This is a genomic window from Aquibaculum sediminis (assembly GCF_040712085.1).
In the GTDB taxonomy this organism is placed as follows: Bacteria; Pseudomonadota; Alphaproteobacteria; order Kiloniellales; family DSM-21159; genus Aquibaculum; species Aquibaculum sediminis.
In genome coordinates, this window is the sequence record NZ_JBFCVK010000006.1 from 60,562 (window position 1) to 80,771 (window position 20,210).

Annotated in this window: 22 protein-coding genes and 1 other RNA gene; 1 reads left to right on the forward strand and 22 read right to left on the reverse strand. The window is 66.2% G+C overall.

Annotated elements, in window-relative coordinates:
• Positions 1-19 precede the first annotated feature (19 nt).
• Positions 20-139 carry a DUF1127 domain-containing protein gene (locus tag ABZ720_RS10780; protein ID WP_366555531.1) on the reverse strand — a complete coding sequence of 40 codons (120 nt, stop codon included), beginning with the start codon at positions 137-139 and terminating at the stop codon, positions 20-22.
• A 197-nt stretch (positions 140-336) separates the two neighbouring features.
• On the opposite strand from ABZ720_RS10780, the gene ABZ720_RS10785 reads away from it, so the two are divergent.
• Positions 337-1,743, forward strand: a complete 1,407-nt coding sequence (locus tag ABZ720_RS10785) for an aminotransferase-like domain-containing protein (RefSeq protein ID WP_366555532.1) — start codon at positions 337-339, stop codon at positions 1,741-1,743.
• Positions 1,744-1,781: 38 nt separating this feature from the next.
• Here the strand turns inward: ABZ720_RS10785 and thiD are convergent, their stop codons facing one another.
• The 21 genes from thiD to ABZ720_RS10890 all read right to left on the reverse strand — a co-directional run bounded on the left by thiD (position 1,782) and on the right by ABZ720_RS10890 (position 20,078).
• Positions 1,782-2,582 carry a bifunctional hydroxymethylpyrimidine kinase/phosphomethylpyrimidine kinase gene (thiD, locus tag ABZ720_RS10790; protein WP_366555533.1) on the reverse strand — a complete coding sequence of 267 codons (801 nt, stop codon included), beginning with the start codon at positions 2,580-2,582 and terminating at the stop codon, positions 1,782-1,784.
• A 32-nt stretch (positions 2,583-2,614) separates the two neighbouring features.
• Positions 2,615-3,970, reverse strand: a complete 1,356-nt coding sequence (glmM, locus tag ABZ720_RS10795) for a phosphoglucosamine mutase (RefSeq protein ID WP_366555534.1) — start codon at positions 3,968-3,970, stop codon at positions 2,615-2,617.
• A 19-nt stretch (positions 3,971-3,989) separates the two neighbouring features.
• Positions 3,990-5,033, reverse strand: coding sequence for a dihydropteroate synthase (folP, locus tag ABZ720_RS10800; RefSeq protein ID WP_366555535.1), 1,044 nt, complete (start codon positions 5,031-5,033; stop codon positions 3,990-3,992).
• A gap of 173 nt (positions 5,034-5,206) precedes the next feature.
• On the reverse strand, positions 5,207-7,129 hold the full coding sequence (gene ftsH / locus ABZ720_RS10805; protein ID WP_366555536.1) for an ATP-dependent zinc metalloprotease FtsH: 1,923 nt from the start codon (positions 7,127-7,129) through the stop codon (positions 5,207-5,209).
• Positions 7,130-7,171: 42 nt separating this feature from the next.
• A complete protein-coding gene (gene tilS / locus ABZ720_RS10810) occupies positions 7,172-8,554 on the reverse strand; it encodes a tRNA lysidine(34) synthetase TilS (protein ID WP_366555537.1) in 1,383 nt (460 codons plus the stop codon).
• Positions 8,535-9,467, reverse strand: coding sequence for a tol-pal system protein YbgF (ybgF, locus tag ABZ720_RS10815; RefSeq protein WP_366555538.1), 933 nt, complete (start codon positions 9,465-9,467; stop codon positions 8,535-8,537). Before ybgF ends, tilS begins: the two co-directional genes overlap by 20 nt.
• Before the next feature lie 147 nt (positions 9,468-9,614).
• A complete protein-coding gene (gene pal, locus ABZ720_RS10820; protein ID WP_366555539.1) occupies positions 9,615-10,118 on the reverse strand; it encodes a peptidoglycan-associated lipoprotein Pal in 504 nt (167 codons plus the stop codon).
• 164 nt (positions 10,119-10,282) lie between these two features.
• Positions 10,283-11,635 carry a Tol-Pal system beta propeller repeat protein TolB gene (gene tolB, locus ABZ720_RS10825; RefSeq protein ID WP_366555540.1) on the reverse strand — a complete coding sequence of 451 codons (1,353 nt, stop codon included), beginning with the start codon at positions 11,633-11,635 and terminating at the stop codon, positions 10,283-10,285.
• Complete coding sequence (gene tolA / locus ABZ720_RS10830) at positions 11,632-12,900, reverse strand: cell envelope integrity protein TolA (protein ID WP_366555541.1); 1,269 nt, start codon at positions 12,898-12,900, stop codon at positions 11,632-11,634. The genes tolB and tolA overlap by 4 nt, the downstream gene beginning before the upstream one ends.
• A 61-nt stretch (positions 12,901-12,961) precedes the next feature.
• Complete coding sequence (gene tolR, locus ABZ720_RS10835) at positions 12,962-13,417, reverse strand: protein TolR (protein ID WP_366555542.1); 456 nt, start codon at positions 13,415-13,417, stop codon at positions 12,962-12,964.
• Positions 13,418-13,420: 3 nt separating this feature from the next.
• Entirely contained in the window at positions 13,421-14,146 is a 726-nt protein-coding gene (gene tolQ, locus ABZ720_RS10840) for a protein TolQ (RefSeq protein ID WP_366555543.1), read from the reverse strand.
• Positions 14,127-14,621, reverse strand: a complete 495-nt coding sequence (gene ybgC / locus ABZ720_RS10845; protein ID WP_438264093.1) for a tol-pal system-associated acyl-CoA thioesterase — start codon at positions 14,619-14,621, stop codon at positions 14,127-14,129. Before ybgC ends, tolQ begins: the two co-directional genes overlap by 20 nt.
• Positions 14,618-15,682, reverse strand: a complete 1,065-nt coding sequence (gene ruvB / locus ABZ720_RS10850; protein ID WP_366555544.1) for a Holliday junction branch migration DNA helicase RuvB — start codon at positions 15,680-15,682, stop codon at positions 14,618-14,620. The genes ybgC and ruvB overlap by 4 nt, the downstream gene beginning before the upstream one ends.
• Positions 15,679-16,293: a Holliday junction branch migration protein RuvA gene (gene ruvA, locus ABZ720_RS10855; RefSeq protein WP_366555545.1), complete on the reverse strand. Its 615-nt coding sequence runs from the start codon at positions 16,291-16,293 to the stop codon at positions 15,679-15,681. The genes ruvB and ruvA overlap by 4 nt, the downstream gene beginning before the upstream one ends.
• Positions 16,290-16,796, reverse strand: coding sequence for a crossover junction endodeoxyribonuclease RuvC (gene ruvC / locus ABZ720_RS10860; protein ID WP_366555546.1), 507 nt, complete (start codon positions 16,794-16,796; stop codon positions 16,290-16,292). The genes ruvA and ruvC overlap by 4 nt, the downstream gene beginning before the upstream one ends.
• 58 nt (positions 16,797-16,854) lie before the next feature.
• Entirely contained in the window at positions 16,855-17,604 is a 750-nt protein-coding gene (locus ABZ720_RS10865; RefSeq protein ID WP_366555547.1) for a YebC/PmpR family DNA-binding transcriptional regulator, read from the reverse strand.
• Positions 17,605-17,841: 237 nt separating this feature from the next.
• Positions 17,842-18,651, reverse strand: a complete 810-nt coding sequence (locus tag ABZ720_RS10870) for a TIGR00282 family metallophosphoesterase (RefSeq protein ID WP_366555548.1) — start codon at positions 18,649-18,651, stop codon at positions 17,842-17,844.
• A 36-nt stretch (positions 18,652-18,687) separates the two neighbouring features.
• Positions 18,688-19,278 carry a 5-formyltetrahydrofolate cyclo-ligase gene (locus ABZ720_RS10875; RefSeq protein WP_366555549.1) on the reverse strand — a complete coding sequence of 197 codons (591 nt, stop codon included), beginning with the start codon at positions 19,276-19,278 and terminating at the stop codon, positions 18,688-18,690.
• 43 nt (positions 19,279-19,321) lie between these two features.
• Positions 19,322-19,481: non-coding RNA, 6S RNA (gene ssrS, locus ABZ720_RS10880), on the reverse strand.
• A 31-nt stretch (positions 19,482-19,512) separates the two neighbouring features.
• Positions 19,513-19,812: a cell division protein ZapA gene (locus ABZ720_RS10885; protein ID WP_366555550.1), complete on the reverse strand. Its 300-nt coding sequence runs from the start codon at positions 19,810-19,812 to the stop codon at positions 19,513-19,515.
• 5 nt (positions 19,813-19,817) lie between these two features.
• Positions 19,818-20,078: a hypothetical protein gene (locus ABZ720_RS10890; RefSeq protein ID WP_366555551.1), complete on the reverse strand. Its 261-nt coding sequence runs from the start codon at positions 20,076-20,078 to the stop codon at positions 19,818-19,820.
• Positions 20,079-20,210: the final 132 nt, after the last annotated feature.

Sequence of the window (20,210 nt, forward strand, 5' to 3'; positions counted from 1 at the left end):
CTCCTCCTCCAAGCGCCGGTTACTCTTGCCAGGGTGCCTTGCGAATCTCCAACAGCACCTCCTCCCGCGAGACCCCGATATCCCGTAGCAGGCGCTCGTCGAGTTCGGACAGGGCACGTCGCTGCCTTGTCCGATCCACCCATTGTATCATTTGAACCACAAACCCCGAGGGCAAACGCACGACACGCTGCGCGATACGCGGCACGACAGAGAGGTTAACCCCGGAGGAGTGCAGGCGAAGTGTCGACATAGCCGGGCTCCATGACAATTGGGTCAATGACCGATCATTCCAGTATTGCTTGACTCAATTTCTCATTCAATGAGATCATTGACACCATGACAATATGGCTACCAGAGCTCGCACCCGAAGGTCCCCGCTACCGCGCCATCGCCGAGGCGATCACGAGCGATATCGCCTCGGGCCGACTTGCACCGGGGATGCGGCTTCCGCCTCAGCGCGAGCTGGCCTGGCGCCTGGGCGTAACGGTGGGCACCGTCAGCCGTGCCTATGCCGAAGTGGAGGCACAGGGCCTCATCGGTGGAGAGGTGGGGCGCGGCACCTATGTGAAAGAGATGCCGCAGCCACGTCGCACGCGACGGCTCGACAGGCCCGGTGAAGGCCCGGAGCGCATCTCCTTCAACCGGGCCCAACCGCCGGAAATGGTGGAGGAAAACGAGTGGAGCCAGGCCTTACGGGCGATGGCGAGCGAACCCGCCTGGCGGCGCCTGCTCGACTATCCGCCCTCGGCGGGCCTGCCGGCGCATCGAGAGGCCGGTGCGGCCTGGCTGTCGCGCTGCGGCCTCGAGATTTCCCCCGAGCGCTTGGTCCTGACGTCAGGGGCGCAGGCGGCGCTCTATGCTGTCTTCGCGACCCTGTCCCGCCCCGGCAGCCTCGTCTTCGCCGGCGAACTGAACTTCCCGGGCATGTACGGCATCGCCCGCGGTTTCGGGCTCACGCTGCAAGGCGTTGCCTGCGACGCTGAAGGGCTGATACCCGAAGCGCTTGAGGAGGCTTGCGGTAAGGCAGGGGCAGGCGAAAGCTCGGGGGGCCTGCTCTATATCGTGCCGAGCCTGCACAACCCCACCAGCATCACCTTGGGCCGCCGCCGCCGGGAGGCCATCGCGGAGATCGCGCGCCGCCACGGCCTGCAGGTCATTGAGGACGACATCTTCGCGCGCCTGGCAACGGACCCGCCGCCACCCATCTCCACCTTCGCCCCGGAGCGCAGCTTCTACATATCGAGCCTCTCCAAGACGACGTCACCAGGCCTCCGCTGCGGTTTCCTGGTCGCGCCCGAGACTGCGACGGCCGCCGTGCTTGCTGCGCTGGACACGGCCGGAAGCAGCCCCTCCCCCATTTCCGCCGAGGTGGCCTGCCGCTGGATCGAGGACGGAAGCGCCGAGCGCGTTCTTTCGGCCGTCCGCCAAGAAATGAGAGAGCGGCGCACGATCGTCGAAGAGACCCTGGGCAGGGATCGCTGTCTCTCGGGGGAGGGAAGCCTCTACACCTGGCTTCAGCTGCCGGATGACTGGTCCTCGGCCGACTTTGCCGCCGCAGCCCTGGAGCGCGGCGTTGCCGTCAACCAGTCCCGCCCCTTCGCACTGGATATGGCCCAGGAGACACGCGCGGTGCGGGTGTGTTTCGGCGCCCCAACCGACAGGGAGAGCCTGCGCCGGGGCCTGGAGGCGCTGGCACAACTGCTCCGGACGCCGGCGGCAGGCCGCTTCGGCCACGTCGTCTGAACGGGATGGATCGAGCCTACGAAATAGCGCAAGCCGGCTCAGCCGTCGAAACGGCCGACCGTATGACCGTGATTGACCGGCCCCTGCCCCCGCCCCAGTCCCGGCGCGGTGCGCAACGCTTCCTGCAGATAGGCCCGCGCGCGGCGGACGGCATCGGCGAGGGACAGGCCTTGTGCAAAACCGGTGGCTATGGCGGAAGCCAGGGTGCAACCGGTGCCGTGCGTCTGCTCGGTGTCGATCCGCGGCCCCTCGAAACGCTCCACACCCCCGGCGGTCACCAGCACGTCGATCAGCCAATCGCCGCTCAAATGACCGCCCTTGAGCAGTACGGCCTCCGGACCCATCGCCAGAATCTCCTGCGCCGCCGCTTCCATACCGGCAGCGCCATCGATGCTGCGCCCGATCAGCTTCTCGGCTTCCGGAAGATTGGGGGTCAGCAGCGTTGCCTGTGGCAGCAGATGCTGCTTCAGCGCCGCGACCGCGGCGTCCTGCAGGAGCGTGGCGCCCGACTGGGCCACCATCACCGGATCGACCACCAGGGGCAGGCCGGTACGCCGCGCCAGAGCGCCCGAAACCGCCTCGATGACCTCAGGTGAATGCAGCATGCCGGTCTTGACGGCGTCGGCGCCGAGGTCGTCCAGCACCACATCCATCTGTTGAACGACGAAATCCGGCTCCACCGGCATGACCCCGAAAACGCCCAGTGTGTTCTGCGCGGTCAAGGCCGTGATTGCGGTCATCCCGAAGCCACCCAACGCCGTGACCGTCTTGAGATCGGCCTGAATCCCTGCACCGCCGCCGGAATCAGAGCCGGCGACGATCAGCACTCGTCCCTGCATCTGCTCACCCCACTCCCACTAAGAAACAGCCTTCAGGCCGGCGCCCCGGCCGCTTCCTCGATGCAGCCGGCCAGTTCCTCGACCACTTTGCGCACGAGTTCGGCATCCTCGCCCTCGCCCATCACGCGGACCAGCGGCTCGGTGCCCGACTTGCGGATCAGCAGCCGCCCGCCCTCGCCGAGCGCCGACTTTGCCGCCTGGATCGCGGCGTCGACGGCCGGCTGCTCCAGCGGCTGGGTGCCGGCACGGAAGCGCACATTGCGCAGCAGTTGGGGAAAGGGCTCGAACACGGCCAGCACTTCGCTGGCCGGTCGGCCGCTGCCCACCAGCACCGCAAGCACCTGCAGCGCCGCGATCAGCCCGTCGCCCGTGGTGCTGTAATCGGAGAAGATCAGGTGACCGGACTGCTCGCCGCCGAGATTGCAGCCCTCGGCGCGCATGCGCTCGACGACGTAGCGGTCACCCACCGGCGTGCGCAGCAATTCAACCCCCAAGCCCTGCAAGTGACGCTCGAGGCCGAGGTTGGACATGACCGTGGCCACCACGCCGGGGCCGTGCAGGCGCTCTGCGCGGTGCCAGTAGCTGCCGATCAGCGCCATAACCTGGTCGCCATCGATGCGCTGGCCGCGCTCGTCGACCAGGATGACCCGGTCGGCATCGCCGTCCAGGGCAATGCCGAGGTCGGCACCCTCCGCCACCACCCGCTCCTGCAGGGCGGTTGTCGCCGTGGCGCCGCAGTCCTGATTGATGTTGAAGCCGTTGGGCTGCACGCCAAGCGCGATCACCTCGGCGCCCAGTTCGAACAACACCGTGGGCGCCACCTTGTAGGCTGCACCATGGGCGCAATCGACGACGATCTTGAGGCCGTCAAGCTGCAGGTTCCGCGGGAAGCTGCTCTTGATGAACTCCAGATAACGGCCATAGGCGTCATCGAGACGCCGGGCGCGGCCCAGGTTTTCTCCCGGCACCCGCAGGTCCGCCACCGTGTCCATCGCCACCTCGATGGCGGTTTCCTCCTCGTCGGACAGCTTGAAGCCGTCCGGGCCGAAGAGCTTGATGCCGTTGTCATCAAAGGGGTTGTGCGAGGCGGAGATCATGACACCGAGGTCGGCGCGCATGCTGCGGGTCAGCATGCCCACCGCAGGGGTCGGCAGCGGGCCGAGCAGCACCACGTCCATGCCAACGGAGAGGAACCCCGCCGTCATGGCCGGCTCCAGCATGTAGCCGGACAGCCGCGTGTCCTTGCCGATCACCGCAAGGCCATGCCGTCCCGGATGGCGGAAGCGCGCGCCGGCCGCCATGGCCAGGGCGAGCGCGGTGGCTGCCGTGATCGGTTCCTCGTTCGCCCTGCCGCGAACCCCGTCGGTGCCGAAGAACTTGCGGGTCATGCCCCTGCCTCACTGTCGGTTAGAATTTGGCTTCCAAGCGTACATCGTTTGCCGTCACCCCACCCACCGCTTGCCAAAGCGCCACGGCCTGCAGCGTTTCGGCGACATCGTGCACCCGGTGAATCTGCGCGCCACGGTCCAGTCCTGCGAGCGTGACCGCCAGAGTGCCCGGCAGCCGTTCCTTGGGCGCCTCGCCGCAGGAGACCTTGCCGATGAAAGACTTGCGGCTCGCGCCCAGAAGAACCGGACAGCCCAGGCCGTGGAAGAGGGCCAGGCGCGCAATGAGTTCCACATTGTGCTGCACTGTCTTGCCGAAGCCGATCCCCGGGTCGACACAGACACGGCTCAGCGGAATGCCCGCATCCAGGCAGGCCTGCACCCGCGACGCCAGATAGTCGTATATGTCGAGCGCGACGTCGTCATAGTGCGGCGCCTGCTGCATGGTGCGCGGCTGCCCCAGCATGTGCATGAGAATCACCGGCAGGCCGCTCTCGGCTGCGACGCGCAGGGCCTCGGGGTCACTGCTCAAGGCCGAGGTGTCGTTGATCACCGCAGCGCCGGCAGCGGCCGCCTCCGCCATCACCGCGGCCCGCCGTGTGTCGATGGACACACGCACGCCCTGATCGACCAGGGCACGCACCACCGGCATCACCCGCGCCAGTTCCTCGTCCAACGTGGGCGGGTCGGAGCCTGGACGGGTGGATTCTCCACCCACATCGACGAAGGCTGCCCCCGCCTCCCACATCGCCAGGCCGTCTGCTATCGCCCGCGCCTGATCGAAGCGGTCGCCACCGTCGGAGAAGGAGTCGGGGGTGACATTGACGATGCCCATCACGCTGGGCCGGTCCATAGACACGCCGGCAAAAGGCGGCCGCTCGGCGCTGAAGGTAGCCAGACGATCAGGCGGGATTTCATCCAGTGCGCAGACCCGGCGCTCGATGCTCCCGGCAGCCCGGTGCGCAAGCTGGGCCGAGGCGAAGCGGAGAGGCCCGCCCGCCAGGCGGACGCCATCGGGGGTCTCGCGCGAGGGGGTGAGGGGTTGGAAGTAAACTTGCTCGCTCATGCTCTGCTTTTAGCCCTGCTGCACGGCGGGGGAAAGCCGTGCTGCAGCTCCGAAGACGAAGGAGCCGTCCCATACCCATTCGGGCGGATTACTGCCTCCACCGGCGCCAGGCTCGACGCAAAACCGCCCGCAGTTGCCTGCGGGCGGTGATGATGCTTGAAGGCGCGTCCTCGTCAGCCTGCGGGTTCCGGCTCCGGGCCGATGCCTCCGCCTTCCTTGGTGGGCTTGCCACTGGTCGGCACGGAGGACTTCTTGCCCTTATTCGACTTCGGCTGCGGCTCGCGCTCCTGCTTGTCGATGGTCTCGCCGCGCAGGACGCGCTTCACCTCGTCAGAGGACAGCGTCTCGTACTCCAGCAGACCCTTCGCCAGACGGTGCAAGTCGTCCAAGTGCTCGGTGAGCACCTCACGCGCCTGCCCCTCGGCCTCATCAATGATCCGGCGCACCTCTTCGTCGATCATGCGTGCGGTGGCTTCCGAAATGCTCTGCTGTCGCGCCACGGAGTGGCCCAGGAAAACCTCATCCTGGTTCTCGTTGTAGCGCAGCGGCCCCAGCTTCTCGGACATGCCCCACTCGGTGACCATGCGGCGCGCCAGGTTGGTGGCCTGCTGGATGTCGTTGCCGGCACCGGTGGTGACGTTCTCGTCACCGTAGATCAACTCTTCCGCAACGCGGCCGCCGAACATCATGGCCAGCTTGCCGTGAATTTCCTTCTTCTTGAAGCCATAGCGGTCGCGCTCGGGCAGCGACATGGTCACACCCAAGGCCCGTCCACGCGGGATGATGGTGACCTTGTGCAACGGGTCGTTGCCCTCGATGAACATCCCGACCAGGGCGTGACCGGCCTCGTGGTAGGCGGTCAGTTCCTTCTCCTCGTCGGTCATGGCCATGGAACGCCGCTCCGCGCCCATCAGGACCTTGTCCTTGGCCATCTCGAAGTCGAGGTGCGTGACCACCCGCTTGCCGCTGCGCGCGGCGAGCAGGGCTGCCTCGTTCACCAGGTTGGCCAGATCGGCGCCCGAGAAGCCCGGAGTTCCGCGAGCGATGACGCGCGGGTCGACGTCGGGACCGAGCGGCACCTTGCGCATGTGCACACGCAGGATCTTCTCACGACCGTTCACGTCCGGGTTCGGCACGACGACCTGACGATCAAAGCGGCCTGGGCGCAGCAGCGCCGGGTCCAGCACGTCCGGCCGGTTGGTGGCAGCGATCAGGATGACGCCTTCGTTGGCCTCGAAGCCATCCATCTCCACCAGCAACTGGTTGAGAGTCTGCTCGCGCTCGTCGTTGCCGCCGCCCAGGCCGGCACCGCGGTGGCGGCCGACAGCGTCGATTTCGTCGATGAAGATGATGCAGGGAGCATGCTTCTTGCCCTGCTCGAACATGTCGCGCACGCGGCTGGCGCCGACGCCCACGAACATCTCCACGAAGTCCGAGCCGGAGATGGTGAAGAAGGGCACGTTGGCCTCGCCCGCGATGGAGCGAGCCAGCAGCGTCTTACCGGTACCCGGCGGCCCCACCAGCAGACAGCCCTTGGGGATCTTGCCGCCCAGGCGCTGGAACTTCTGCGGGTCGCGCAGGAACTCGACGATCTCCTCCAGCTCCTGCTTGGCCTCATCGATGCCCGCAACGTCGTCGAAGGTGACGCGGCCCGTCTTCTCGGTCAGCAGCTTGGCTTTCGACTTGCCAAAGCCCATGGCCTTGCCGCCGCCGCCCTGCATCTGGCGCATGAAGAAGATCCACACGCCGATGAGCAGCAGCATCGGGAACCAGGAGATCAGGATGGAGAGCAGCGGATTGACGCTTTCCTGCGGCTCGGCATTGATCTGCGTGCCGGACTCGCGCAGGCGATCGACCAGCGAGGGATCGTCCGGCGCGTAGGTCTGGAACGACCGTCCGTCGCTCAGGCGCCCGGTGATGTTCTCGCCCTGAATGGTGACTTCCTGAACCTGCCCGTTCTCGACGTTGTCCATGAACTGAGAATAGGGCAGCGTCGTCTGCGGCGCGCGCGACCCGCTTCCCTGGAACAGGTTGAACAGGGCAAAGAGCAGCAGGATGATGATGATCCAGAGCGCTGCGTTACGGCTAAAGTTCAAGTCGGTCGTTCCCTCAATACCTGCCGCGGCGGCTGCCGCCGATTACGAGCAGCCGAAGCCTGCTGCCTGCAGAATGCCTACCCGTCCGGATAAGGTAAAGTCCGACCGGGCCGCCGACTGCGGCGGGCAAGCGGAAATCCGCAAGAAGCCCGGCAAAAAACCCGGCTGATAGAGGTTCAAGTGGGGCACCGCCACGACAGCTTCAAGATACCGCAGGGCCGGAAGCGCTGCGCGGGCCGCGCCAGGAACCGCTTCGTTCCAGGTCTCGCCTGCAGGCGGCTGCAACCCGCTGCGATCCGCAGCACCCAGGGCGCCAACGTGAAAGGCTTGCGAATCGCATTCTGCGGCCGCTGCTGAATCGAGTTGGATCCTGTAGCGCCGGTCCCACACACAGGTCTCGCCCGGTGCCAGTTTCAGGCTTTCCACTCCGGCCGACTCGCGAACGACAAGCCAGTGCGCGGGGCGTTTGATCACCCTGCAGCCCGCCAGGGTCATTGCTTTCGGGCGTTGGCTCAAGCGCGCGAGGGCACGGCGCAACACAGCGCCGCGCGGCGGATAGGGACGCCCGCCAACGGCCTGAAGGACATGACTGAGAATTTGCAGCGCCAGCGGGTGAGGCAGTTCTTCGAAGGCTTCGACCGGCAAGGAGGCGCAGCCTCCCGGATGCAGGACGAGCTTCGCTCCCATCCAGGCAGCACAGCGTGCTTCCGCCCAGCCGCGCAAGCGGGCAAAGGCGTCTGCCGCAGCCTGCCATCGCTCGGGCGCCACGGCCGTGGCCGGAACCAGGCGGCGGATACGCACGCGCTCGTGACGAAGGTCATCGTTGCTGGGGTCTTCACACCAGCTCAGACCGGCTTCGCGCAGCGTGGCCTTTAGCCTGGTCTTCTCGATCGCCAGCAGCGGGCGGAGCAGCCGCAACCCCTCCACGCGGCGCTGCGGCGCCATCCCGGCAAGACCGTCGAGATCGCTGCCCTTCGCCAGGCGCAGCAGCAGCGTCTCGATCTGGTCGTCGCGATGATGGGCCAGGAGCAGATGCAGGCAGCCAGCATCGCGGCAGGCCTGTTGCATAAGGTCAAGCCGCGCCCTGCGGGCCGCTGCCTGGACCGGGCCGCTTTGTGGCGGGTCGCGCCACAGCAGCGTGCGGTGCCCTGCCCCCAGAGCCTCGGCACAGGCGGCAACCTGGCGCGCCTCAGCCGCAGCTTCAGGACGCAGGCCGTGATCCACCGTCAAGGCGATCACACTGCCCGAGCGCTCCCTTGCCCAGCGGCTGGCAAGGTACAGCAGGGCCAAGCTGTCCGCGCCGCCGGACACGGCGCAGGCGATCAGCGGTTCCGGCTCGAAAGGCTCCAGCGGCGCCATGAGAGCCGCGAAAGCCGCATCGTTCAGCGGCTCGGGTGCAGTGGCGTCAGCAGCCCAGCCGCTCACGTTCAGCCCGGGAGCGTTGCAGGATCTGCGCCGGCGCATTGGCGTAACGGCGTTCCAACTCTGCCAGCGTGCCACAGGCATCGTCCCGCCGGTCCAATGCCCCCAGCGACATGCCAAGTTTCAGCAGGTTGTCCGACGCCTTACCCGAATCCGGATACTGCTGGAACCCTTCGGCGAAGACCCGGGCAGCAGACACGTAATCGCCACGCACATAATGGGTCTCGCCCAGCCAATACTTGGCGTTGCCGGCCAGTTGGTGGTCGGGATGACGCTCGATGAAGGCCTCAAGAGCCCTCTCCGCTTCGTCCCAGCGCGCCTGACGCAGCAGGCCGAAGGCGGCGTCATACTGCTCAACCGCGTTGCCGCTGGGCAGGCTCGCCTGTGCGCTCTCGCCCGGCCGGTCATCGGGTTCGGGTTCGGCTTCGGCCGGCGGCTGTACGAGCGGCTGCGAGGCCGGGCTGTCCTGATCCTGTGGCGGCGCCTGGCCGTAACTCTCGCTAGCGGTTCCCAGCACCCTGGGGCCGGCGCCTTCAGTCTCGGATTCCGGCGGCTGATAGTAGGCGCCGGCGGAGGGATCGGGACGCGCGGGCGCCTGATCGCTTCGCGATTCGAGTCGATCCATGCGGTCCGAAAGCTGGCGCAGGCGATGTTCCATGGTTTCGACGCGGCCGGTCAGGTCGCGGACCACCCTTTCAAACGCATCGATGCGATCCCCGCTGTAGCCGCTGGCCTGAGCCAGTTGAAGATGGCCACCCAATTCCTGCAGCTCGCTGCGCACCTCAACGAGGTCGCTCTGCAAGGTGGGAGCTTCCGCAAATGCCGTACTAGCCAGCACGGCGCCCAGCAGGCCTCCAAGCAGGGAGACACGCATGCTTTTGGACCGGACGGACTGCAATTGACGAGAGGCGGTCATGCGACTCTCCTCCAGGGTCGTAGAAATGCGAGCTTGCGGCTGCTTGCCGCAGCTTCGTGGCACGATTAGGGCGCGCCTACGCCCAAAACACAACCGCCTGCGCTCCCAGGGAGGCAGGCGGTTGCGCAACGCATCCTAAAGAGCGTGTCAGCGCACGGAAAACACGGCTCGTCGGTTCTGCTCCCAGGCATACTCGTTCGACCCCGTAACTTCGGGGCGTTCCTTGCCATAGGAAATGGTGTTCAGACGCGATTGGGAAACGCCCTGGGAGACCAGCACGTCCCGCACGGAGCTGGCACGCCGATCACCCAGTGCCAGGTTGTACTCGCGAGTGCCACGCTCATCCGCATGGCCTTCGATGGTGAGCTGGACATTCTCGTGCTGGTTCATCCACTGGCCGACCTGCTCCACCGTCCGGCGCTGATCGCCACGCACGGAGTAGCTGTCGTAGTCGAAGAAGATCCGATCGCCAATGGTCTGGCGCAGCTCTTCCTGAGTGCCCGGTGCCGCCGAACCGAATTGCCCGCCCGCCTGGCCGGCATTGGCGCCGGCATTGGAACCGGCACTGGCGTCGGCGCTGTCCCGAGGGGTGGTTTCGCAAGCGGCGAGAAGCAGCGCCGCGGCCGCAATCGTCAAAAGCTTGTACTGCATTTTCGGGGTCCCCTGAAGGTCTCTCGGCGCATGGCCTGACGAGACTGAAGTGAACGTCGCACCGACGCTTGACACGTTCGCGGTCACCGCTGCCGCGTAGGCAGCCCGTTCCCTATCAAAAAACGCACGTGTGCGGTGCACAATAGAGTGTCGGGAGTCCACGATCAAGGGGCTCCCGGCAGGGTCTGGAGCGGCGACCAGGCCGGATCCGATGCATCCATCGGTGTCGGCAGTTCCCGCTCGTTGAAGCCGGTGACATCCACCGTCACCAACCGGCTGCGCACCTGACCGGCACTGTCCGCCGGCTCCTGCCGGAAGAAGGACAGCACTCGGCCATTGGGGGCCCAGGTGGGGCCTTCCACCAGGTAACCACGGCTGATCATGCGCTCACCCGAACCATCGGGGCGCATGACGCCGACATAGAAGTTACCCTGATGCATGCGCGTGAAGGCAATGAGATCGCCCCGCGGTGACCAGACGGGCGTGGCATAACGGCCATCGCCGAATGAAATCCGCTGGGCGTTGCTGCCGTTGGCATTCATCACATAGAGCTGCTGCCCCCCGCCGCGGTCCGAGTTGAAGACGATGCGCCGTCCATCCGGCGCGTAGGAGGGCGAGGTGTCGATGGAAGGATGGTTGGTCAGGCGCTCGGTGCTGCGGGTGCGCAGGTCCAGGGTATAGATGTCGGTGGTGCCACCCGAGGACATGGAGAAGATCACCCGGTCGCCATCGGGCGAGAAGTTGGGCGCAAAGGTCATGCCCGGGAACTCGCCCAGAACCTCCTGCTGCCCGGTGTTGAGATTGAAGAGATAGACCCGCGGCCGGTCGCCTTCATAGGACATGAAGGTGATCTCCTGGGTGGTCGGCGAGAAGCGCGGCGTGAGAACCAGGTTGCTGCCATCGGTGAGGTAGCGGTGGTTCTCGCCATCCTGGTCCATGATGGCCAGGCGCTTCACCCGCCGGTTCTGCGGGCCGCTTTCCGCCACATAGACGATCCGGGTGTCGAAATAGCCCTCCTCGCCCGTCAGCCGCTCATAGACCTCGTCGGAGATAATATGAGCGATACGTCGCCAGTTGGCCGGGGCGGTCGTATAGGCCAGACCGACCATCTGTTGCTCCGCGAGCACGTCCCAGAGCCGGAACTCCACCCGCAGCCGGCCATCGGCCTGCAGGTCGACGCTGCCACTGACCAGCGCTTCGGCGTTGATCAGCCGCCAGTCGGCAAAGCGCGGGCCGGCGTGGAGCGATTCCGGTTGCTGGATGAAGGCCCGCGGGTCGACCGACTCGAAGAGGCCGGACCGTTCGAGATTCGCCGTGATGACCTCGGCGATGTCCCGGCCGGTTTCGGCGGTCTCCCCATCCAAGGGGTGGAAGTTCACCACGGCGACGGGCATGGGCTCGACAAAGCCGCGGGTGATATCGACGGTAAGCTGGGCCTGTGCCCGCTGGTCCGCGGCAAAACCGCCAAACAGGACCAGCAGCAGGACACCGGCGAAGAGGCTGTAAATTCTGGTCATCCTCCGAACATCTCCCTGGGATCGAAGTTGAGGACGAGGTCGCGCCACAGGTCGTAGTCCTGCGGCGGCAGGTTGAACGGCGAGCAGTTAAGCACGGCACGCACGGCCGCGTCCGCTGCCGATCGATAGTAACCGTCGCTCGCGTAGCGGCCCGGCTCCTGGACGCTCGGCGAGCCGATGACGCTGCCATCCGAGGCCAGGCGGACGCGGATGCCTATCAGCAGGTCGCGCGCCTCTTGCCGCCCACCGTCGATGCGCCAGCAACTCGCCACCTGGTCGCGGATCATGTCGCCGAGTTCCGCGGCGCGGCGCTGGACCGCCAGGCTGTTGCGCGGTGCCGCGCTCTCCTCGGACGGTGTGGGTGCACTGGCCTGCTGCTCGCGCTGCGGCTCCAGTTCCTCCACGTTGCGCAGGATGGAGGCCAGCGGATCGGCCTCGCTTTCCGATTCCGCCTCGGTGACCGGAGGCTCCACCGGCGTCGACTCCTCCTGGGGCGTTTCCTCCGGAGACTCCTCTTCCGGTGCCTCGGCCTGCTGCAGAGTGCTTGGCGCTTCGGCCGGCCGCGGACGCGGCACCGGCGGCGCATCGATCGCCTCGGCCATTTCCGTCGTCTCTGCCGGCGCGCTCTCGGCAGTCTCCGTTTCCTGCGCCTCGGTGGAATCGGGCTCACTCGCCGTCAGGGCCGGCTCTTCCGACGCCTCTGTCTCTTCGCTCGGCGCGGCGAGTTCTGCCGTCGGACTCTCCGGTGCATCAGGCACCAGTACCGCACTCTGTTCCGGCGCCGACGTGCTCTGGGACGGCGGTTGGGGACTAGCCTCCGCCGGGGGCGCTTCGGCCACTTCGGCGGTTGCCGCTATCTCCGGCGCTGCCTCGACGTTGGCTGCAGTGTCAGCTTCCGGCGCCGGAGGCAGCGTCGGCGGCGTTGGCTGAGCCGTGGCCGCTGTCTCCGCTGGTGTTTCCTGCGTGGGCGCCGGCGCCTCGCTGGGGGCGGCGGCTTCAGACTGCTGCGTGTTGATGCTCTCCGCCTCACTCTCCGCAGTGGCCTCAGGCGATTCGGACTCCGCGGCGGCTTCCACCTCGGCCTCGTCTGCCGGCTCTATCGGGGTCTGCGTCAGGGCATCGTTGAGCAAATCGTCCTCGGTCAGCATTTCCACAGGGACCGACATGGACACCTGACGGTCGCGATTGAACTGCGGGATACCCACCAGCAGGATCGCCAACACTCCCAGATGCAACAGCACGGACGCCACCAGCGGGCGCTTCATGCCGCGCGGCTCCTCCCCCGGATAAGGGTTATAGGCTGACATGGGCGTGCGATTCCGCTCCTCAGCGCGCCTGAGTCTCGGGGCGGTCGACGATCAAGGCCACACGACTGAAGCCGGCCTGATTCAGCCGCCCCATCACCTGCATCACTGTCCCATAGGAAACCGACTGGTCGCCGCGCACATGCACACGCGCCTCGAAGTCATTCTCGGTAATGGCGATCAAACGGGGCACCAAGGCATCCAGCTCGACCGGGGTCTCCTGAAGATAGACCGACCCCTCGGCGTTGACGGTCAGTTCCAGCGGCTCGCCGCTATCGGTCACCGCCCGGGCGGACACCCTCGGCAGGTCCACCGGAACCCCCACCGTGAGCAGCGGCGCCGTCACCATGAATACGATCAGCAGCACGAGCATGACGTCCACGAAGGGCGTCACGTTGATCTCGCTCATGGGCTGCCAGCGCCGGCGCCGGAAGCCACCGTGACGCTCGCCGCGCCGACTCATGATGGGCCCGGACATGGCTCAGCGCGCCTCTTCCAGCTGACGGGACAGAATCGCAGAGAACTCGTTGGCGAAGGCTTCCAAGCGCTGGCCGTAGCGGCCGATGTCGTTGTTCAGCTTGTTGAAGCCAATGGTCGCCGGGATCGCCGCGACCAGCCCTAGGGCGGTGGCGAAGAGCGCCTCGGCGATACCAGGAGCCACCACCGCCAGGGAGGTGTTGGCCGTGGCCGCAATCGAGGCAAAGGAGTTCATGATGCCCCAGACGGTTCCGAACAGGCCGATGAAGGGCGCCGAGGACCCTACGGAGGCCAGAAAGATCATCTGCTTCTCCAGCAGATCCATCTCGCGACCGATGGTGATGCCCATGACCCGGTCCGCACGTTCGCGCAGGGAGAGCATCGACTCGTCATCAATGGTGCTGCTGCGCCGGGCGAAGCGGCGCCATTCGCGCATGGCCGCAGAAAAGACCGCTTCAAAGGGTCCCTGCGGCTCGGCGCCGATTTCATCGTAAAGCTCGTCCAGAGGCTGACCCGACCAGAAGGCCTCCTCGAACTGCTCTGCATGACGGCGCAGGCGACGCAGGCGCGCCGACTTCTCGAAGATGATGGTCCAACTCCAAATCGAAGCCCCGATCAGGATGAACATCACTGCCTTAACCACAAGATCGGCCTGGAGAAACAGACTCCAGATCGTCATTCCGCCGGCATCACCGGCCAGCTGAGCGGCATCAACCGCAGCCGTTTCCATTTTCCTGCTCACTCCCCCTTTCGGGTTGGCAAAACTCTTGGAGATGGCGCCTCACCTCGGCCGGCATCCGCACCGGGCGCCGGGTCGCCAACCGAATCATTGCAAGCTGCAAACCAATATCGACAAGAAGATGGCCGTCTCGCAGGACACGCTGATGCACGTCGATGCTGGCGGGACGCGCCCCTGTCACGCAGGTGTGTACCTCCAAAAGGTCGTCGAATCGGGCCGGCGAGCGATAATCCAGATTGACTCGCCGCACCGCGAACCCGAGACCTTCCTCGTCTTTCAGCCGCCTTTGGTCAATACTCAAAAGTCTTACCAATTCGCTGCGCGCCCGTTCGGCAAAGCGCAGATAATTGGCGTGATAGACTATTCCCTGGGCGTCTGTGTCTTCATAATAGACACGCAGTGGCATTACATGGACACAGCCGCGCAAATACCCAACGCTTCCGGTGGCGGGTCCACGAGCAGTCATTCACTCTCACCCTCTCCCTCACTGGAACCGAGAAGATCGAGCTGCTCCACAATGGTGCGCGGAGCCTCCAGGCCCATGTGCGCGTAGGCAGTGCGGGTGAGCAGACGCCCACGGGGGGTACGCTGGATGAAGCCCTGTTGCAGCAGGTAGGGCTCGATCACCTCCTCGATCACGTCGCGCTGTTCCGAAAGCGCTGCCGCGATGGTTTCGGCCCCCACCGGGCCGCCCCCATAGTGCTCTGCAATACAGGAGAGGTAGCGCCGATCCATGGCATCGAGTCCGCGTTCGTCGACCTCCAAACGGCGCAGGGCTCGATCGGCCACCGCCGCATCGACCACGCCGTTGCCGTCCACTGCGGCGAAATCACGCACCCGGCGCAGCAGGCGCGCGGCCACGCGCGGCGTGCCCCTGCTGCGGCGCGCCACCTCGGCGGCCCCTTCAGGAGTCATGTCGAACTTCAGGACCCGCGCCCCGCGACTGACGATCTCCTGCAGTTCATCGGGTTCGTAGAACTGCAGCCTTTGGGGGATGCCGAAACGCTCACGCAGGGGACGGGTGATGAGGCCACTGCGTGTGGTGGCGGCAACCAGCGTGAAGGGAGGCAGATCGATCTTGACCGAGCGTGCTGCCGGACCCTCGCCGATGATGATGTCGAGCTGAAAATCCTCCATGGCGGGATAGAGGATTTCCTCCACCGCCGGCGAGAGGCGATGAATCTCGTCGATGAAGAGCACGTCGCGCGGCTGCAGGTTGGTCAGGATCGCCGCAAGGTCGCCGGCACGGGCGATGACGGGGCCCGAGGTCGCCCGAAAACCGACACCCAGTTCCCGCGCCACGATCTGCGCCAGGGTGGTCTTGCCCAGCCCCGGCGGGCCGTGGAACAGCACGTGGTCGAGGTGTTCGTCGCGCGCCTTTGCCGCCTCGACGAAGACGCGCAGATTGGCGCGCAGCTGCCTTTGCCCGATGAAGTCGTCCAGGATGAGCGGCCGCAAGCCCAGCTCCGCATCCTCCGCGGAAAGCTCCGGCGCCACCACCCGCTCTTCGGAACCTGCCTGGCTCATCGTGCCAGCTCCTGCAATCCGGACTTGATGAGGGCCTCGACGCCGGCCGCCTCACCCAGTTCGGCCGCCGCCTTGCCGACGGCCGTGAAGGCCTCGCTGCGGCGATAGCCCAGGGCCACCAGGGCGTCGACCGCATCGCCGGTCGCCGCCGGAGCCAGCTCGGCGCCGCCGCCTGTCGCAGCCGGGCTGAACTCGGCCGTGACAGCCAGGCGTCCTGCCTTCTCCTTCAACTCATGCACCACGCGCTGCGCCAGCTTCGGCCCCACGCCGTTGGCCCGGCTCACCGCGGCCTTGTCCTGGGCCATGATGGCGGTGGAGAGTTCGGCGGGATCCAGCACGGACAGAATGGCCAGGGCATGGCGGGCCCCCACCCCCTGCACGGTCAGCAGCAGGCGGAACCACTCACGCTCCGCGCGCTCGAGAAAACCGTAGAGATGGATGTGGTCCTCGCGCACATGCGTGTCGATCAGCAGTGCGAAGGCCTCTCCCTTCCCCGGCAGGCGCCCCAGCGTGCGCGCTGATGCGAAGACGAGATAGCCGACGCCACCGACGTCAATGAGCAGGTGATCCTCGGCAACCTCCTCCAACAAGCCCTTCAACTTGCCGATCATCGCGCCCTGCCCGCCGTCGGCGCCCAACTGCGCAGGCTGCCCATGTGATGGGCGTGGCAGATCGCCACCGCCAGGGCATCGGCCGCATCGGCCGAGGCGAGCTCGCAGCCCGGCAGCAAACGCTCCACCATCATCTGTACTTGCTCCTTGCCGGCATGTCCGGTTCCCACCACCGACTTCTTGACGATCATCGGCAAATACTCGCTGACAGGCAAACCGGCCGAGGCCGGCACCAGCAGCGCAACGCCCCGTGCCATCCCGAGCTTGAGCGTCGAGGAGGGATTGCGATTGGCAAGGGTCTCTTCCACCGCCGCCGTTTCCGGCCGATGTTCCTCCAGGACCTTTTCCAAGGCACGGGCGAGCTGCATCAGGCGCTCGGCAAGGCTCAGGCTGCTGTCGCTCAACAGCGTGCCATTGGCGACATGGCTCAGGCGGCTGCCCTGCTGATCGATGATGCCCCAGCCAGTTCGCCGCAAGCCGGGATCGAGCCCGAGCACGCGCATCAGACGCAACTCGCCTGCGCGCTCCGGGCGGGGAGCAGCGCGGACATGGAGAAGATCCTCAGGCGGTCAGACGCGCCAGCACGTCGTCGGCAATGTCGTAGTTGGCCGAGACCTGCTGCACATCATCGTTGTCGTCGAGCGCATCGATCAGCTTGAACAGGGTCTGCGCCTGCTCCTCGTTGACCGGGGCGGTGTTGAGCGGCCGCCAGACGAGTGAGGCGCTGCGCGGGTCGCCGAAGCGCTCGCTGATTCGGTCGCGCACGTCGGAGAAGTCGTCCGCCGCACAGGTGATGACATGCTCCTCCTCACTCGACTGCACGTCTTGCGCCCCGGCTTCCGCCGCTGCCTCGAACAGACTGTCCGCATCCCCCGCCTCGGCTGGCAGAACGATCTCGCCCACGCGCTCAAACTGGAAGGAGACGGAGTTGGTCTCACCCAGCGAGCCGCCGTTCTTGGAAAAAATCGTGCGGACCTCCGCCGCGGTGCGGTTGCGGTTGTCGGTCAGCGCCTCGACCATCACCGCCACACCGCCGGGGCCATAGCCCTCGTAGCGGATTTCCTCGTAGTTGACGTCGGCCCCTTCGCCGGTGGCGCGCTTGATCGCGCGCTCCACGTTGTCCTTCGGCATGTTGGCGGCGCGAGCCGCCTGGATGGCCGCGCGCAGGCGAGGATTGGCCTCCGGATCTCCCCCGCCGCTCTTGGCCGCCACGATGATCTCGCGACCGAGCTTGGCAAACTGCTGGGCGCGCTTCTTATCCTGCGCCCCCTTGCGATACATGATGTTCTTGAATTGGCTATGACCCGCCATGGTTCATTCGATCCCGATTGTTCGGCTACCCGGTTAAAGCCCAACGGCGCACAGCGCCCGGTCCCTTGGTGCAGGCCCGAAGCAAATGCGTCCGGCAAGAAGGCTCGCGTTTCGTCCCCGGCCGCACAGCGCGGCGAGGCAGCGATGATGCCTTCTATCAGGTTTCACCGGCTGGCGAAAAGCGCCACGCGATCTGCGGTCTGAAGCGACCCCGGACGGTTCGGGGCTTTGCCGGGACTACTCCGGGCGCTGTTCGCGCAGGCGGCCACCGAGTCGTAGGGGCTCGACGCGCTGCGCCAAGCCGGTGCGGTCGTCCGTCTCGACAAAGACCGCACAGAGTGTACCCGGTCCCTGAGCCGCCGCCATCCGCTCGGTGGGCAGCTTGCGGGTGAAGCGCTCAAGGGGCACGCGCTTGTCCATGCCGATGACCGAGTCGTAGTCGCCGCACATGCCGGCGTCGGTCTGGTAGGCCGTTCCGCCGGGAAGCACCTGCGCATCCGCCGTGGGAATATGCGTATGCGTGCCGACCACAAGGCTCACGCGTCCGTCGAGGAAATGCCCCATGGCCATCTTCTCGCTGCTGGCTTCCGCATGAACATCGACGATGATCGCGTCCACCGTCGACCCGAGCCGGTGGCGGGACAGCTCCTGCTCCACGGCGCGAAAGGGATCGTCAAGCGGGTCCATGAAGACCCGCCCCATCACATTGATCACCAGCACCTTGCGCCCGCCGGCGGAGAAGACCCCCGCGCCGCGGCCCGGCGTGCCCGGCGGATAGTTGAGCGGCCGCAGCAGACGCGGCTCAGCATCGATGAAAGTGAGCGCCTCACGCTGATCCCAGGAGTGATTGCCTCCGCTGATCACATTGGCACCGGCGGCAAAGACATCGTCGCAGATCTTTCGGGTGATGCCGAAACCCGCCGCGGCATTCTCGCCGTTCACCACAATGAAATCGAGGTTCAGGGAGCGTCTCAGCTCGGGAAGATGCTGCAGCACCACCTCGCGACCCGATCGACCGACGAGATCACCGCAGAATAGCAGTCGCATGGAAAATCCTTGTCCTGCCCGCGCGGCAAGCCCGCGTCATTCGGGCGTGATGGCCCCGGTTTCGGTCACGATCAGATCGACCTTCTGATCCAGTTCGTCATGCGGCACCTCCGGCACCTCCTGGCCGGCAAAGCCGATGCCGACCGCCAGGATCGCCTTGCGGGCACGCATTGCCACCAGGGTGCGATCATAGAAGCCACCGCCGTAACCGAGGCGATAGCCGCGCCGATCGAAGGCCAGCAGCGGCACCAGCAGCAGGTCCGGTTCCATTTCCGGCGACTCGGCAGGCGGCTCTCGCGTGCCAAAGGCCGCGGGCTCCAGTGGATTACCCGGCTTCCAGGCGCGGAACACCAGCGGCTGGTTGTTCCCGATGACCACCGGCAGGCAGATGGGATGCCCCTGTGCCGCCAGCGCCTTTACGGCCGGAATGGGGTCCAGTTCATCCCCCATGGGCCAATAGGCCGAGACCACGGCACCGGGCCAGGTGGTGATCCTCTGCAGCAGAGAATCCATCATGCGCTTGGCCGCATCCTGGGGTGCAGCAGCCGCAGCAGCAGCGCGTGCGGCCTGCGCTTCCTTGCGCAAGGCCTGCTTCACCGCCGCGAGATCGTCTTTTGGCGCACTCACGGCGCACCCCCGAAACACGGTTGCAGAGCAGAGAGGAACAAAAAAGGGTGCCGCCTGAGCCGTTGGTTGCGATTCATCCTCTGTGGCCTGTCATGGACAGGTGGGCACCGCATAACGAGGCCAGGACCCCGACAGAGGCAGCTCCCTAGAGATGTGCATTGGCCCCAGGGATCGAAAAAACCTGACGCACTCCGCAGCAGCCCCTCGGCGGCTCGCAAGCCGCCGCGGCCAGACTTAGGCTTCCTCAAGGCGCGCTGCAAGGGTATCGACCCTCTGCGCGGCGCTTTGCAGCAGCTCCAGCGTGGCACCATCCTCGGCACCCGAGGCCCCGTTGCGCAGCGCCTCGGCCTCATTGGCGATCAACAATGCGCCCAGGAGCAGCAGGCGCGCCTCTCCCACCTGCCCCAGCCGCGAAACAAGTTCGGAAATGCGCTGATCGAGATCGGCGCCCAGGCGCTCCAACTGCTCTTCCTGACCGTCGGCACAGGCCACTTCATAGGAGCGGCCGTTTACGGAGAGATTGACACGCGCCAAAGCCCCTACTCCTCCAGTACCTCTTCCAGCCGGCTGACCGCTGCGTCGACCCGCCCGGCCAGAGTCTGCAGCAGTTCGCGAAGCTGCGCATTCTCGTCACGCGCCTCGCGCAAGGCCGACTGCAACTCGCCCTCTCGGGCCGCTCGTTTTTCCACCAGCGCTTCCAGCCGCCCCAAGGCGTCATCCAGTCGATGCGCAGCCGCGGCCACCGGATTGCCGTCCTGCGCCCCTGCCATTGCGTGGCCGGTCGGCTCGGATATGCTCATGAAAAAGGCCTTTCCAGGTATCTGACAAGTACGAGCAGGCGCCACCTGAACCCCAACAGGGCCGCACCGCTCTCAAGGCCAGAATAGGGATGCGCGGGAGTCGGGGTCAACGACCCCTTTGCCCTACGCACA